Genomic DNA, 15209 nt, shown 5'->3' on the forward strand with positions numbered 1-15209 from the left:
AATTGGCGCGATACTGAGCCTCTGGATCGGCACTGACCAACGAATTATCCTAAGACACCCTTTAGCAGGACTAAACCCTATGGCTCGCCCGCTTCATGGTCAGACTTACGTCTGGCTGCACGTGTTTTCCTGTGCTGCACGGCATCTGTCGTTCACCCGTTGTGCCGAAGAACTGCACATCACGCCGGGGGCGGTGAGCCAGCAAATCCGCCAATTGGAGGAGCGTTTGGGCTTTCGGCTGTTCCATCGACGGGCTCGGGGAGTGGAGCTGAGTGCCGAGGGCCAGCGATTGGCGGCGACGGTGGGGGAGGCTTACGGCAGCATTGATGCGGAGTTGCAGCGGCTGGATGCGGGGATGATCAGCGGCACCTTGCGCCTGCGCTCGATTCCGTCGTTCCTGGGCAAGTGGCTGACCCCGCGCCTGCCGCGCTTGCAGCAACGCTTTCCGGACATCCAGTTGCGCATGGTCGCCGAGGACAGCAGCATCGCCCTGCATGAGGGCGACTTCGACCTGGCCATCGACCTGAACGACGGCAGCTACCCCGGCCTGTTATCCACAGCCCTGCTGGATGAGCAGATATTTCCGGTGTGCGCGCCGAGCCTGTTGCGCGGCCGCCCGCCGCTGCACGGCCCGGCCGACCTGGTGCATTTCCCTTTGCTGCACGACATCACCGCCTGGCGTGGGAGTTATGAGTACGCGGAGTGGGAGTTTTACCTGAACGCTATCGGCTACCACCAGGCTGATGTTCGTCGCGGCCATACCTTCAACCGCAACCACTTGACCATCGAAGCCGCGATCGCCGGCATGGGTGTGGCCATTGCACGGCGTACCTTGCTTAACGATGAGCTGGAGCGCGGCACCTTGATCGTGCCGTTCGGCCTGGCCGTGCCCAATCACAAACGTTACGTATTGCTCTACGCGCCGGGCGCGCTGAGCCATCCGGGCGTGCGGGCGGTGCATGACTGGCTGGTAGAGGAAGCGGGGATTTTTCGCGGATTGCACCCGTTGGGAGACGGGCAATTGTGACGTTTACAGAGCGTAAGAAGATGTAACTAACTCCCCACCCTAACAGCGTTTTTGCTCGTCGTCAGGCTTAATTTGTAATGTAGGATTTATCTTTGCAAAGGGGTTGAATTGTTTCTCTGGCTGCTCAATTGTGTAATCAAGAGGTCATGGTTTCACCACCCCGGTGTCGCAGTTGTGACCTCTCGCGAGCTAGCTGAAATAAGGGAAGAACTATGCAAATCCAAGTCAATAGCGATAACCATATTGAAAGCAGCATCCGACTGGAGGAGTGGGTACGTACTACCATTGAGAGCACGCTCGAACGTTATGAAGAAGACCTGACTCGTGTTGAGGTCTACCTGCGGGATGAGAACGGCGACAAGCCTGGCCCCCACGATTTGAGTTGCCGCCTGGAAGCGCGGCCTAAAGGTCACCAGCCACTGTCGGTGTCCGCCAAGGGCGATACCCTGGAACAGGCGATCGACAGCGCGGCCACCAAACTGGATCACGCGTTGGAACATCTGTTTGGCCGACTGCAAGGCAAGCCACGCGCTGCCGGGAAAAACCAGCCAATCAACAAAGTGAATGAAGACGCACTGGAACAGGAATTCCTGGAAAACGAAAACGCTGTGATCAACGGCTGACCGATTTTTCATCCCCTACAAACGGGCCTGCATTTGCAGGCCCGTTTTCGTTTAGCTGCGTCGGAAAAAATACCGGCTCAGCAATGCCAGTCCGCCAGCCCCCAACCCCGCGAACAGCATCGCCCAACCGGCGCCGCGGCGCAGTGCCGCCTGGGCATCGTTAGCTGTCAGTCCTGGCAATTCCAATTTGCCCGCTGCAATGCCCTGACTGATGGTTGGCCATTCCAATGCAGTGCTCGCCGGCATCACCTCTGCCAGTTGATGGCTGATACCCAGCAACACCACCAAGCCCATCAACGCGATATTGATTGCCAGGGTAATCAGCCTTGCGCTGAGGTCGATACCCGACGCCATGCCTGCGCGGTCGGCCGATACCGAGCCTGTGGTGGTATTGGTGGTAGGCGAGTTGGTCAGCGCCAGGCCCACGCCCGCCATCACGCAACTGGCCAGTATCAGCCCGATACTCGGGTGTTCGGCGATATTGGCGGCGGCCATGGCCAGAAAGCCTGCACCCATCAGGCCCAGCCCCAGCGGAATAATGCGTTCGGCGCCGTAGCGCAGGGCCAGGCGCTCGGCCAGCGGCGGCACCAGCAGGGTCGGCAAGGTGTAGGCGAGCAGGGCTGCGCCGGTGGTCAACGTGTCGTAACCCAGGCCGGCCTGGAAGTACAACGGCAGGTAGATCATGAACGGCCAGAAGCTGAAGTTCATGCCAATCGAGCCCATCAATGCGCCATTGAAGCGCCGGATGCGAAACACCGCGAAGTCGAACATCGGGTGCGCGCTGCGCCGCTCGATCACGATAAACAACAGCAACGCAGCCAGCGACAAGCCCGCCCAACCCGGCACAAAGCCATTTTCGCTGCCCTGGGTGATGAAGTAGACCAGTGCAAACACCGACAGCGTCAGCGTCAGCATGCCGGCGATATCGAGGCGATGGGCAGCCGGGTCGCGGGATTCTTCCACGCTGACGCGCAGCAGTACCCAGGTGAACAGCGTGAGTGGCACATGCACCAGGAACACCCAGCGCCAATCCGCCACGGCCAGGATCAACGCGCCGATCATCGGCCCGAAGCCCAGGCCCACGCCGGCAATCACACCCCATATGGCAAACGCCCGCGCCCGAGCCGCCGGTTCGCGGAACAGGTGCGACAGGATGGCGAACTGGCAAATCATCATCGCCCCACCGCCAATGCCCTGGACAAACCGCGCCACAATCAGCGTGGCGGCGCTGTCGGCCAACCCGCACGCCAGCGAGGCCAGGGCGAATACCCACAGGCACAGCACCAGCATGCGTCGACGGCCAAAACGGTCGGCCAAGGTGCCGGCTGCCATCAGCACGCTGGTGCAGGCCAGGGTGTAGGCGTTCATGATCCATTGGGCGTCCTGGAAACCGGTGCCCAGTTGCTGTTCGAGCGTAGGCAAGATGATCGGCACGCTGGAAATTTCCAGGCCGAACATCAGTGCCACCAGGCACACGGCGGTGAGGGCCAGGTTGTTTCTGGCATGACTGGGCGTGCTGGCGGCCGATAACGTGGCGGCGGGTGGCATGGGATTCTCCTGTGGATAAACGACGGAATTATTCTCAGGGGAATCCATTTCTTTATTCGTGATAAGTTTTCTTTGGATAAGGGACTCAAGGGCGACAATTACAGCATGGCCACACCACGATTTGATGGCGTTGAACTCTTTTTGCAGATCGTCGAAAGCGGCAACCTGACCGAGGCCGCCGAACGGCTCAATCTCACGCGCTCGGCGGTGGGCAAAGGGTTGGCGCGGCTGGAAGCGCGGCTTGGCACATGCCTGTTGCAGCGTTCGACCCGTCGCCAACGGCTCACCGAAGACGGTCAGGCCTACTACGAACATTGCCTGCGCGCACTGGCAGAACTGGAGGCGGCCGAATCGGTGTTGGAAAGCGGCCGCCAACAACCACGCGGACGCTTGAGGGCGAGCTTGCCGCTGGCGTTCGGGCATCACTACGCGGCGCCCGCCCTGTGGGGCTTGATGGCGCGTTATCCAGAACTGGAGATCGAAGATCTGCTTCGCCGACCGGCTGGTGGATCTGGCCCAGGAAGGCTTCGACGTGGCCGTGCGAATCGGCCCGCTGCCCGACACCGATCGCCTGAGCGCGCGACGCCTGGGTGAACAGTCCGTGTGCCTGGCGGCTGCACCGGCGTATTTGCAGCGTGTGGGGCCGATTGCATCCATCGACGACCTCGCCGGCCACCGAGGCATCGCCTACCGCAGCAATACCCCACACCGTTCCCGCGTGGTCTCCCCGCTGCTGATGGACGACCTCCAGGCCGTGGCCGACGCCGCTATCGCGGGCGTGGGCCTGGCCTGGTTGCCGAGTTGGCTGGTTGCGCACTATGTGCTGCGCGGACAACTGGAAGCCGTATTGCCCGCCTACCGCGAGCAGCCTTCACCGATCCATGTTATCTGGCCCACGGCAACCCATATGCCGGCCAAGACGCGCTGTGCCATCGACGCCTTGGTGGCCGGCACACCGTCGTGCCTGGCGGGCAGTTGATCAGAACGCGATAGACGTCTGCACATACACCGTACGCGGCTCACCCACGTATTTGCCCTTGTTGTTGTCGTCGAACGAGCGGGTGAAGTACTGGGTGTTGAAGATGTTTTTCACGCCCACCGCCACATTCAGATCCGACAGTTGCGGGCCGAAGTCGTAGCCCGCGCGGCTGCTGAACAGCATGTAGCCGGGGATGCGGCCGTTGGCGCCGTTGGCGCTTTCGGCCTGGGTGTTGGCGTTGTCGGCGAACTGGCTGCTCTGGTAGCTGCTGTCCAGGTTGAGCTTCCAGCGGCCTTCGGTGTAGCCCACGCCGAGGGTGCCTTTGTGCTTGGACGAGAAGGGCACGCGGTTGCCTTTGTTCGGGCCGTCTTCGCGGATGGTGGCGTCGACGTAGGCGTAGGTGGCGTACACATCGAAGCCGGCCAGCGCCGGGCTCAAGCCGTCGAGGGCATAGTTGACGCTGGTCTCGATGCCCTGGTGGCGGGTTTCACCACGGGCGATTACCGAGTCGTTGGTCTGGTTACTTTCATACTGGTTGTCGAAGTTGATCAGGAACGCGCCGATCTCTGCGCGCAAGGTGCCGTCGTCGTAGCGGGTGCCGAGTTCCCAGGTGCGGGCTTTTTCCGGTTTGACTTCACCGCTGGTGACGCGGTTGGGCATCTGGCTGTATTGCACACTGCCGAACGAACCTTCGGTATTGGCGTATAGGTTCCAGCTGTCGGTGAGGTGATAGAGCACGTTCAACGCCGGCAGCGCGGTGTTGTAGTCACCCTTGTATTGGACGTTGGTCAGGTTGTTGCTCTGCTGGGATTCGATCATCTCGTAGCGAATGCCCGGGGTGATCGTCCACTTGCCGATATCAATCCGGTCATCGACGAAAAAAGCATTGGCCTCGGTGCCACCACGGGTGTCGCGGTCGTTGCGGCTGTCGGTGCTGGGGATTTGCTGGTTGTTGGCCGAAATCGGCGTGCGGTAGCGCAGTTCATGCCCGGCTTCGTTGATATAGCGGTAGCCGACGCCGACTTCATGGCTGGTCGGGCCCAGGTCAAAACCCTGGGCGAAGCGGGTTTCCAGGCCGCGTACCCAATATTCGCGTGGCGACAGCGAAAGAAACGTGCCCTGGTCCAGGTAGCCGCTGCGCAGGGTCTTGGTGAAGAAAGTATTCGCGGTGAATTCGCGGCGATCCTGCTCGTAGCGGTAACCGACGTTGAACATCGTACGGCGGCCCCAGAACTTGTCGTAGGGGCGGGTGGACTGGTACGGGTCGGCTTTGTAGTCCGCCACGTTCAAGCCGCCGGGCATGTCGGCCTGGCCTTCGTAGTACTGCGCCATGGCGTTGAAGCTGTTGGCGTCGTCGAGCTGGTATTTGCCCTTGAGGATCAGGTCGTCGATGCGCGAATTGCTGTTTTCGCGCCAGTCGCCGCCCCGTGTGCCGGAGTACAGGATCGCGCCGCCCAGGCCATTCTCGGCGGTGCCGCCGGCCAGCAGGTTGCCGGTGGTCTTGAAGCCGTCGTGGCTGGAGGACGGGCTGGTTTCCGTCTGCAAGCCGCCTTTGACCGTAGGCGCATCCGGGATCGCGCGGGTTACGAAGTTGACTACGCCGCCGACGTTCTGCGGGCCGTAACGCACCGCGCCGCCGCCGCGCACGACGTCCACCGCGTCCATGTTGCCCATGCTGATCGGCGCGAAGGACAGTTGCGGCTGGCCATACGGCGCGAAGGGCACCGGGATGCCGTCCATCAGCACGGTCGAGCGCGACGCCAGGCGCGGGTTGAGGCCACGAATGCCGAAGTTCAGCGCCATGTCGTGGCTGCCGGTGCCGTTGTTGTCCGGGGCGTTGACGCCGGGGATGCGGTTAAGCACGTCCTTGGCCTGGGTGGCGCCCTGGCGTTCGAATGCTTCGCGGCGGATCACATCACGGGCGCCGGGGTGTTCGAACACATTGGTTTGTGCCGCGTCGCCGAGCCAGTCGCCGACCACGCTGGACGTCGCCAGCTCTACCGTAGCCGGAGCTTTTTCCGGTTGCAGGCTGAAAGCGTTGTCACCTTCAGGGCGGGCTTGCAGGCCGGTGCCTTCCAGCAGTTTTTGCAGGCCTTCGGCGGTGCTGTAATTGCCAGACAGCCCACGACTCTGCATGCCTGCAGTGACTTCGGAGCCGAAGGAAATCAACACGCCGGCTTCGCGACCAAACTGGTTCAGGGCCGCTTCCAGCGACGTCGGGGCAATGTGATAAGGCTTGGCGTCGGCCGCCATCACAGAAGGCAATACCGCGAAACTGAGGCTGGCGCCCAGTAACAAATGGCGCAGGGTGCGGGCGATTAGGGTCGGCTGCTGGGGCATGAAGAGCGGTCCTGAGAAGGAAGGATCAAGGTGGCTTTCCTTCTCTGTCACGCGAGGGGTGGAAAACGGCTCACAGGTTTGCAAAATAATTTCAGGCGCGCGCCTGGACCGTCACCCAGTAGCGGGTAAAGCGCCGCACTTTGACCGGCAGGCTGACTTCCAGCAGGTCAAGAATGCGTTCGCTTTCGTCCAGCGGGTAGCTGCCGGAGATCAGCAGGTTGGCCACCTGCGGGTCGCAATTGACCTGGCCGTGACGATAGCGGCCCAGTTCGTCGAGGAAGTCCTCCAGGCGCATATGGGCGGCCACCAACATGCCGTCGGCCCAGGCGCCGCTGTTGGCGTCGGTCGGGCGTGGGGTATCCCAGCCTTTGCGGGTGAAGTTGACTTGATGCGCGGCCCCCACCGTCAACGGCAGGCCGCTGTAGGTGTTGGGCATCACCTCGACCTGGCCGTCGAGCACCGCCAACTGGGTGTGGTCGTTGAACTGGCGCACGTTCAGTTGCGCCGCCTGGCTGCTGAGCAGGCCCTGGCCGGTAAGGACGCGCAAAGGGGCGTTGCCGGCGCTGCCGCTCAGCATGATCTCGCCTTCGAGAAGGCGGATCAGTCGCTGCTGGCCATCGAAATGCACATCCACCGCGCTGCCGGTGTTGAGCTGCAACTGGCTGCCGTCGGCCAATTGCACCTTGCGTCGCTGGCCCACGGGGCTGCGGTAGTCGGCGGTCAGGGGCGGCAGGATATGTTGCTGGCGCAGGCTCCAGGCGGCGGCCGAGCCCGCGCCGAGGATCAGCAGCAGCTTGAGCGCCTGGCGCCGGCTGGTGGAGGTCGGCGCGTTCAATGCGGCATGGGCCAGTGGCGAGGGCATGCCGCGCAGGCGCTGGTTGACGCGCTGGATATGGTCCCAGGCGCGCTGGTGCTCACTGTGGGCATTCAGCCAGCGCTGCCAGGCGGCTTGCTGGCGAGGATTGAGTGCGCCTTGCTGCATTTCCATCAGCCAGTGCACGGCCTGTTCGGCAACTTGAGTGGAAAAATTCATAGGGCAAAGTAGCAGCGCAGGGCCGCTTTATTCAGGTGGCGTTTGACGGTAGCGATGGAGATGCCCAGTTCAGCGCCAATCTGCGCGTAGGTCAGGCCATCGAGTTGGGCCAGCAGGAAGGCGCGTTTGACTTGGGTGGGCAGGCCGTCGAGCAATTGGTCCAGTTCGACCAGGGTTTGCAGGATGATTGCGCGTTCTTCTTCCGACGGTGCCACGTGTTCGGGCATCTGCGCCAGGGCGTCGAGGTAGGCGCGCTCCAGGTCCTGACGGCGGTAGAAGTTGAACAGCACGCGCTTGGCGATAGTGGTGAGAAACGCGCGCGGCTCGACCAGCGGGGGCGTTTCCCGTGCGGTGAGTACACGGATGAACGTATCTTGCGCCAGGTCGGCAGCACTTTCCGGGCAGCCGAGCTTGCGTCGCAACCAGCCGGTGAGCCAGTGGTGATGGTCGTTGTACAGAACTTCGACGGTGTTGGACGGGCTCAACGCAAACACTCCACAAGCATCGGCATGCTTTAGAGAACAAGAATTGTTCGCATTGTATGGCTCGTAACACCGTTCGGCAATCCGTCAGGGCAGGTGATTCATCCGTTCTGTTTTGCTTATGAGAATATTTATCATTAATATTGCGCGCTGATGAACCTGGCGCCTCCCGCATGAAAAGCAAAACTTCACTTCCCGCGCTGTACCGCCTGGCTGTCACGTCCCGCGTGCTGGCCGCCGTGGTCGGCGGCTACCTCATGGCCTCGCTCGCCGCCATCTGCCTGGCATTGTGGATGCCGACGTCCCGCGCCGATGCCGTGATCACCGGGATGATGAGTTCATTTGTGTTCTATCTGCTGGCGGTGCTCTGGTGCTTCGCCTGCCGTACGGCGTGGCGCGCCTGGTTTGGCGTGATGTTGCCGAGCGCGGCATTTGCCGCGCTGGCGGGCTTAGGCTTGTGGATGACGCGCACATGAAAGAGGGATTCCGCCAGGCCATGGCCTGGTTGCACACCTGGGCGGGCTTGATCTTCGGCTGGCTGCTGTTTGCCATTTTCCTCACGGGCACCCTGTCGTACTTCAAGGATGAGATCACCCACTGGATGCAACCCGAGGTGCAGGCCCATCCGCTGGACAATGCGCGCAGCCTGAGCGTCGCGCAACACTACCTGCAGCAAGTGGCACCGACAGCGGCGCGCTGGTTTATCGCCCTGCCGGACAGTCGCGACCCTGGCCTGTCGGTCATGTGGCAAGACAAGGTCGACCCTGGCCGGCGCGGCAATTTCATGCGCAAAACCCTTGATCCGGTCAGCGGCCAAGCCGTAGAGGCCCGCGAAAGCATGGGCGGGGATTTCTTCTACCGTTTCCACTTCCAGCTGCAAATGCCTCATCCCTGGGGCCGCTGGCTGTCCACCATCGCTGCGATGGTGATGTTCGTGGCGCTGATCACGGGCATCATCACCCACAAGAAAATCTTCAAGGACTTCTTCACCTTCCGCCCCCGCAAAGGCCAGCGCTCCTGGCTCGACGGGCATAACGCGGTGGGTGTGCTGGTGCTGCCGTTTCACCTGATGATCACCTACAGCAGCCTGGTGATCTTTATGAGCATGGTGATGCCGGCGCCAATCATGGCCTCCTATGGCAACGACACCCGTGCGTTCTTCAACGAAATATTCCCCGCGACCAACAATGCGCCGGCGTCGGGCCAGCCGGGCGAACTGGCGCCGCTGCTGCCGATGTACGAGCAAGCGCGGGCGCACTGGGACGGCGGCCACGTGGGGCGCATCGGGGTGAACAACCCCAGTGATGTCAACGCGTCGGTCAATGTGTTCCGCGCAGGTTCCGACAGCGTGGTGCATGAATTCGACAGCATCGTGTCCTTCAACGGACACACCGGCGAACTGTTGCGCGCCAGCGACGGGCCATCGTTGGTCGCGATTGTCGGCGGCAGTTTCTACGGCCTGCACATGGGCCATTTTGCCGGGCCGGTGCTGCGTTGGTTGTACTTTATCTGCGGCCTGGCGGGCACGGCGATGATCGGCACCGGGCTGGTGACCTGGCTCGGCAAGCGCCAACTCAAACATGCCAGGACCGGTGTGATGCCCTTTGAGCTGCGACTGGTGGAAGTGCTCAATATCGCCAGCATGTCCGGGCTGCTGATCGCCGTTGCGGCGTTCTTCTGGGCCAACCGTCTGCTGCCGGTGAGCTTCGCCGATCGCTCCGATTGGGAAGTGCAGGCGTTCTTCATCGCCTGGGGCCTGAGCCTGATGCACGCCATTGTGCGTCGCGGCCGCCAGGGGTGGATCGAGCAATTAAGCGTCGGTGCGCTGATGTTTGTCGCCGTGCCACTGCTCAATGCAATCACCACCGATCACCATTTGGGCGTGTCCCTGGCCAGTGGCGACTGGGCGATGGCCGGCTTCGACCTGACTTGCCTGGGCAGCGGCGTGTTCCTCGCCTGGGCCGCCTGGAAGATGCAGCACCGCACGGCAGCGCAACCCAAGGCTGAACGGGCGCGTGCGCTCAACCTCAAGCAAGAGGCCAACTGAATGCTCCTCGCGCTGCTGATGTGCTACGCCGGGTTTACCGCACTGTGCCTGGCCACCGACCGGCATCACGGCGAACTGCTGCACAGCAAGCCCTCGCCCCGTCGACGCCTGGGGTTGCGTGTGGCCGGATGGTCGCTGCTTGCCGTCGCGCTCTGGCCCGCCGTGAGTGTGGCTGGTTGGGGTGAGGGATTGGTGCAGTGGTGCGCCGTATTGATGCTCAGCGCCCTGTTGCTGGTGCTGTTGTTGCCGTATCGGCCAAGGCTGGCCTTGATTCTGGCGGGCGTCGGCCTGCTGGCCAGCCCCGTTGCGGCCTTCGCCACCCTCTGAGCCCTTGCCATGATGATCAGTACCCCACCCGAATCCCAGGACAGCCCGCACACTGATGCGACGGGTGGGCGTGCGCATTTTCTGCAGGTGTTTCTGTCCCAGCGTTCGCAGATGGAAGCCTTGGTGAGCCGCCGCGTCGGCTGCCGCGCCACGGCGGCTGACCTGGTGCAGGACCTGTTCCTGCGCTTCTGGCGCCGGCCCCTGGTGCAGGTCGAAGAGCTGAGCACCTACCTGCTGCGCTGCGCCGGCAATATCGCCATCGACCATCTGCGCAGCGAAGGCGCACGGGTGCGCAGCAGCGAAGGCTGGTTGCCCGAGCAGCAGGATAACCAGGGCTGCGAACCCCAGGCCGCACTGGAGGCGGGCAACGATCTGCGCCATGTCGAAGCGGCCTTGCGCAGCCTGCCCGAACGCACGCGGCAGATTTTCCTGCTCAACCGCATCCATGGCCGCAAATACGCGGAAATCGCCAAGGCCATGGGGTTGTCCCAAAGTGCCGTGGAAAAACATATGATGCGTGCCCTCGAAGCCTGCAAGGCCAGCCTTCGCGACCCATTGCCTCCACGCACGCCAGGGAAAGCACCGTGAACGTCACCCCCACGCCCGACCAGCAACACGCCGCGCTGGCCTGGCTGAGCCTGTTGCACGATCAGCCGAGCAGCGGCGACCAGGCGACGTTCAGCCACTGGTTGCGCGCCGACCCGGCACACGTCGAGGCCTACGCCCAGGCCCAGGTGCTGTGGGAGTTGAGCGAAGTGCCCGCACGCAAACTCGCCGACGAAGACGCCCTGGCGTTGCAGGGCTATCTCAACGCGATGAACACCTCCAAACGTTCGCGTGTAGTGCGCTGGTCCGGCGCCCTGGCCATGGCTGCTTGCCTGCTGTTGATGGTGTCCATGGGCGCCGGTTGGCAGCCGTCTCGTTGGATCGACGACATTGGCGCTGATTACGTGACCGCGCCGGGGGAGGTGAAGACCATCACCCTGGTCGATCAATCCAAAGTCACCCTCGACGCCGACAGCGCGATTGCCGTGGATTTCAGCCAGGGCGAGCGGCATATCCAGTTGCGGCGTGGTGCCGGTTTTTTCAGCGTGACCCACACCGGCGAATCCTTTGTGGTGGAGGCCGGCAGCGGTGAGGCGCGGGTGCTTGGCACGCAATTCGAAGTGCGCCTGCAACCGGCGGGCGCGCAAGTGACGGTGTTGTCGGGGCGCGTCGGTGTGACCCCGTCGAAACAGGGCCCGCAGCAGATTTTGACGGCCGGCCAGCAAGTGGCCTACGCCGATGGCATTGCCGAGCCGATGCATGGTGTGGACAGCGAATCCCGCCTGGCCTGGCGCGACGGCTGGCTCAATTACTACAAGGCGCCGCTGGCCGATGTAGTGAAGGATCTGGGGCGTTACTACCCCGGCCGCATCCTGTTGCTCAACGAAGAGCTGGGCGCCAAACGCGTCAGCGGCAGCTTCCCGAGCAAAGACCCGCAGGCAGTACTGAATGCGTTGCAGGCGGTGCTGGGGTTTGAGCAGCACAGCCTGTTGGGGCGGGTGATCGTGGTGCGCTGATTATTTCAGCGCGGCCATGATCGCGTCGGGATTGAAATCCCGGATCAACGTCCCATTCACCTGCACAAACGGAATCCCACCGCCGCCCAACGCCTCATACGCCTTACGCGCCTGGGCGTCCTTCTCGATGTCGAACGCCTGGTACGGAATGCCTTTCTGATCCAGAAAGCGGCGGATCTGCTTGCAGTAACCACACCACTCGGTGGCATAGAGCACCACCCGCGCCGAGGTGCGGACCTGCTCTGAAACCACCTGCGAAGGGTTGAAGATGCGCTCGATCTTGCCCCAGTTCTGGATCACTACAACCACCAGCAACACCAGCAGGACTTTTTTAAGGACCCCGCCGAGCATCAGTTACGGCGCTTGAGCTGGTCGGTCAGTTGGGTGGGCAGACCCTTGATGATCAAGGTGCCGGCGGCCTCGTCGTATTCGATCTTGTCGCCCAGCAGGTGCGCTTCAAAGCTGATGGACAAACCCTCGGCGCGCCCGGTGAAACGGCGGAACTGGTTGAGGGTGCGCTTATCGGCCGGGATTTCCGGCGACAGGCCGTAGTCCTTGTTGCGGATATGGTCGTAGAACGCTTTTGGCCGATCTTCATCGATCAGGCCCGACAATTCTTCCAGGCCCATGGGCTCGCCGAGCTTGGCCTGGCTGCTGGCGTAGTCCACCAAGGTCTTGGTTTTTTCGCGGGCGGACTCGTCCGGCAGGTCTTCGCTTTCGACGAAGTCACTGAAGGCCTTGAGCAGCGTGCGGGTTTCGCCCGGGCCGTCGACGCCTTCCTGGCAGCCAATAAAATCGCGGAAGTACTCCGAGACCTTTTTGCCATTCTTGCCTTTGATAAACGAGATGTACTGCTTGGACTGCTTGTTGTTCTGCCACTCGGAGACGTTGATGCGCGCCGCCAGGTGCAGTTGGCCCAGGTCCAGGTGACGCGACGGGGTCACGTCCAGTTCGTCGGTCACCGCCACGCCTTCGCTGTGGTGCAGCAGGGCGATGGCGAGGTAATCGGTCATGCCTTGCTGGTAGTGGGCGAACAGCACGTGGCCGCCGGTGGAGAGGTTGGACTCTTCCATCAGCTTTTGCAGGTGCTCGACGGCGGTGCGGCTGAAGGTGGTGAAATCCTGGCCACCCTCGAAATATTCCTTCAACCAGCCGCTGAACGGGTGCGCGCCGGACTCGGCATGGAAGAAACCCCAGGCCTTGCCCTGTTTGGCGTTGTAGCTCTCGTTGAGGTCGGCAAGCATGTTCTCGATGGCAGCGGATTCGGACAGCTCCGAGTCGCGGGCGTGGAGAACTGCGGGCGTGCCGTCGGGTTTTTTGTCGATCAGGTGGACGATGCAATGACGGATCGGCATGGGCTTCTCGGCTGGTTGAAGGGGAGCGGTTGGCCTCCCCGAAAAGTCGCCCAGTGTACCGCACCCATTGGTCAAGACACGCCTCGAAGGCGGTTTTGACCGCCGTCTGACATTGCATATGCCTTTTTTTCACGGTTTAGAGCGATAAAGCTGACCAAATGGGTAGGTAGAGGCGGATATTTCCCCGTCTCTGTGCTAGTTTTGCCCCGTCTTACGCCAAGTCTCGGCGTTAAGCGTGCATTCAGCATCTGTCAGGTCGAACCAATCCCCGTTTCAAGCATCTATAACCCCGTTCTCCGAGGTTATAAGCCTGGGGTGCCAGACCTAGACGGTCGGGCTCGACGGCTGACACTGCACTCTGCAATCCATATGAATTTGATAGGGAAGGAACACCACAATGGCTATTACTAAAGACCAACTGATCGCTGACCTGGCTGAATCTGTAGACGCACCGAAAACTACCGTGCGCGCTCTGCTGGACCAACTGAGCCAAGTTGTTGCTGATCAGCTGGAAAACGGCGGCGAAATCACTCTGCCAGGCGTTGGCAAACTGAAAGTGACTGAGCGTCCAGCCCGTACTGGCCGTAACCCTTCGACTGGCGCTGCCATCGAAATCGCTGCCAAGAAAGTTATCAAGCTGGTTGTGGCCAAAGGCCTGACCGACGCTGTTAACAAGTAAGACGCAGCAAAAAAAACCGCGCTCCGGAGTGATCCGGGCGCGGTTTTTTGTTGCCTGCGATTTAGTCGCGGACCCAGCGCTGGCGCCAGATCTGCTGCTCGTTCTTGGTCTGGAAGGTCCAGGCCACGAAGCGGCTTTGCTTCTGGCCCTGGGACATTTCCACTACCTGGCTTTCCAGCACGCCGGCTTTTTTCAGGGCTGTTTCAATCGCGGGCAAGTTCGACGCTTTTGACACCAAGGTGCTGAACCACAGCACTTTATGAGCAAAATTCGCGCTTTCGGCGATCAACTGCGTCACAAAACGCGCTTCACCACCTTCACACCACAACTCGGCCGACTGGCCACCGAAGTTCAGCACCGGCAATTTGCGCTTGGGATCCGCCTTGCCCAGGGCGCGCCACTTGCGTTCGCTGCCTTTGGTGGCTTCGTCCATGGACGCATGGAACGGCGGGTTGCACATGGTCAGGTCAAAACGCTCGCCCGGCTCCAGCAGGCCCAGCAGGATGTGCTTGGGATTTGCTTGCTGGCGCAACTGGATGACCTTGCTCAGGTCGTTCGACTGCACGATGGCCTTGGCGGCCGCGACGGCGATAGGGTCAACCTCGGAGCCGAGGAAGTTCCAGCGGTATTCCATGTAGCCAATCAGCGGGTAGACGCAGTTGGCGCCCATGCCGATGTCCAGCACCTTGACGATGGAACCACGGGGAATCTTGCCGTCGTTGACGCTGGCCAGCAGGTCGGCGAGGAAGTGCACGTAGTCGGCACGCCCCGGCACCGGCGGGCACAGGTAGTCCTGCGGGATATCCCAATGCTGGATGCCATAGAACGACTTGAGCAGCGCCCGGTTGAACACCCGCACCGCATCCGGGCTGGCGAAGTCGATGCTTTCCTTGCCGTAAGGGTTGAGGATCACGAATTTCGCCAGTTCCGGCGTGGTCTTGATCAGCGCCGGGAAGTCGTAACGGCCTGTGTGGCGGTTGCGCGGATGCAGGGTGGCCTCCTTGCGCGGCGCGACGGGTTTGGCCGTGGCGGCGGTTTTAGGCTTCTTGCGTGGAGGCTTGGGCGTGCTGGGGGTGGTCATGATGATTCTGGTGTTGGCTCAAAGTGGCGGCCATTGTCACACATTCCCGAGGATAACTCGGTCAAATGTGGGAGGGGGCTTGCCCCCGATGGCGGTGTACCCGCCAATTTGTAGGTTGCTGACACA

The 15209-nt window shown here is 61.9% G+C and carries 15 protein-coding genes and 1 pseudogene; 9 read left to right on the forward strand and 7 right to left on the reverse strand.

The features are described from left to right. The first annotated feature begins 79 nt into the window (after positions 1 to 79). Together AB3G88_RS05180 and AB3G88_RS05185 are read left to right on the forward strand one after the other, a co-directional pair. Positions 80 to 1027: a LysR substrate-binding domain-containing protein gene (locus tag AB3G88_RS05180; protein WP_112193601.1), complete on the forward strand. Its 948-nt coding sequence runs from the start codon at positions 80 to 82 to the stop codon at positions 1025 to 1027. Positions 1028 to 1239: 212 nt separating this feature from the next. Beyond that, positions 1240 to 1650 carry an HPF/RaiA family ribosome-associated protein gene (locus AB3G88_RS05185; protein ID WP_099584985.1) on the forward strand — a complete coding sequence of 137 codons (411 nt, stop codon included), beginning with the start codon at positions 1240 to 1242 and terminating at the stop codon, positions 1648 to 1650. 51 nt (positions 1651 to 1701) lie between these two features. Here the strand turns inward: AB3G88_RS05185 and AB3G88_RS05190 are convergent, their stop codons facing one another. Then, positions 1702 to 3198, reverse strand: coding sequence for an MFS transporter (locus tag AB3G88_RS05190; RefSeq protein WP_480453430.1), 1497 nt, complete (start codon positions 3196 to 3198; stop codon positions 1702 to 1704). Between the two features lie 105 nt (positions 3199 to 3303). Here AB3G88_RS05190 and AB3G88_RS05195 point away from each other — a divergent pair. After that, positions 3304 to 4177: pseudogene (locus AB3G88_RS05195) on the forward strand (LysR family transcriptional regulator). Here the strand turns inward: AB3G88_RS05195 and fecA are convergent. The 3 genes from fecA to AB3G88_RS05210 form a co-directional block, all read right to left on the reverse strand. Next, on the reverse strand, positions 4178 to 6517 hold the full coding sequence (gene fecA, locus AB3G88_RS05200) for a TonB-dependent Fe(3+) dicitrate receptor FecA (RefSeq protein ID WP_480453431.1): 2340 nt from the start codon (positions 6515 to 6517) through the stop codon (positions 4178 to 4180). Between the two features lie 91 nt (positions 6518 to 6608). Beyond that, the gene (locus AB3G88_RS05205; protein WP_480453432.1) at positions 6609 to 7550 is read right to left on the reverse strand and encodes a FecR domain-containing protein; all 942 of its coding nucleotides are present in this window, start codon (positions 7548 to 7550) and stop codon (positions 6609 to 6611) included. Then, positions 7547 to 8035, reverse strand: a complete 489-nt coding sequence (locus tag AB3G88_RS05210) for a sigma-70 family RNA polymerase sigma factor (protein ID WP_480453433.1) — start codon at positions 8033 to 8035, stop codon at positions 7547 to 7549. Before AB3G88_RS05210 ends, AB3G88_RS05205 begins: the two co-directional genes overlap by 4 nt. A gap of 170 nt (positions 8036 to 8205) precedes the next feature. Between AB3G88_RS05210 and AB3G88_RS05215 the strand changes: the two genes are divergently transcribed. Genes AB3G88_RS05215 through AB3G88_RS05235 form a run of 5 tightly spaced genes read left to right on the forward strand, consistent with a single transcriptional unit; the run spans position 8206 to position 11968 of the window. Next, positions 8206 to 8508, forward strand: coding sequence for a DUF3649 domain-containing protein (locus AB3G88_RS05215; RefSeq protein ID WP_480453434.1), 303 nt, complete (start codon positions 8206 to 8208; stop codon positions 8506 to 8508). Then, positions 8505 to 10079: a PepSY-associated TM helix domain-containing protein gene (locus tag AB3G88_RS05220; protein WP_480453435.1), complete on the forward strand. Its 1575-nt coding sequence runs from the start codon at positions 8505 to 8507 to the stop codon at positions 10077 to 10079. Before AB3G88_RS05215 ends, AB3G88_RS05220 begins: the two co-directional genes overlap by 4 nt. Further along, positions 10080 to 10406 (forward strand): DUF3325 domain-containing protein, encoded by a 327-nt coding sequence (locus AB3G88_RS05225; protein ID WP_099584993.1) that lies wholly within the window; start codon positions 10080 to 10082, stop codon positions 10404 to 10406. It abuts the gene before it with no gap. Positions 10407 to 10415: 9 nt separating this feature from the next. Continuing rightward, positions 10416 to 10994, forward strand: coding sequence for an RNA polymerase sigma factor (locus tag AB3G88_RS05230; protein ID WP_112193613.1), 579 nt, complete (start codon positions 10416 to 10418; stop codon positions 10992 to 10994). After that, positions 10991 to 11968, forward strand: coding sequence for a FecR family protein (locus AB3G88_RS05235; protein ID WP_480453436.1), 978 nt, complete (start codon positions 10991 to 10993; stop codon positions 11966 to 11968). Before AB3G88_RS05230 ends, AB3G88_RS05235 begins: the two co-directional genes overlap by 4 nt. Here the strand turns inward: AB3G88_RS05235 and AB3G88_RS05240 are convergent, their stop codons facing one another. Both AB3G88_RS05240 and yejK read right to left on the reverse strand, forming a co-directional pair. Further along, complete coding sequence (locus AB3G88_RS05240; protein WP_480453437.1) at positions 11969 to 12319, reverse strand: glutaredoxin family protein; 351 nt, start codon at positions 12317 to 12319, stop codon at positions 11969 to 11971. Further along, positions 12319 to 13323: a nucleoid-associated protein YejK gene (yejK, locus tag AB3G88_RS05245; RefSeq protein ID WP_032886429.1), complete on the reverse strand. Its 1005-nt coding sequence runs from the start codon at positions 13321 to 13323 to the stop codon at positions 12319 to 12321. The genes AB3G88_RS05240 and yejK overlap by 1 nt, the downstream gene beginning before the upstream one ends. A 397-nt stretch (positions 13324 to 13720) precedes the next feature. On the opposite strand from yejK, the gene AB3G88_RS05250 reads away from it, so the two are divergent. Continuing rightward, complete coding sequence (locus tag AB3G88_RS05250; protein ID WP_099584997.1) at positions 13721 to 14002, forward strand: HU family DNA-binding protein; 282 nt, start codon at positions 13721 to 13723, stop codon at positions 14000 to 14002. 61 nt (positions 14003 to 14063) lie between these two features. Here AB3G88_RS05250 and rlmF read toward each other — a convergent pair whose 3' ends face one another. Further along, the gene (rlmF, locus tag AB3G88_RS05255; RefSeq protein ID WP_112193619.1) at positions 14064 to 15083 is read right to left on the reverse strand and encodes a 23S rRNA (adenine(1618)-N(6))-methyltransferase RlmF; all 1020 of its coding nucleotides are present in this window, start codon (positions 15081 to 15083) and stop codon (positions 14064 to 14066) included. Positions 15084 to 15209 lie beyond the last annotated feature (126 nt).

Source organism: Pseudomonas arvensis, assembly GCF_056688935.1.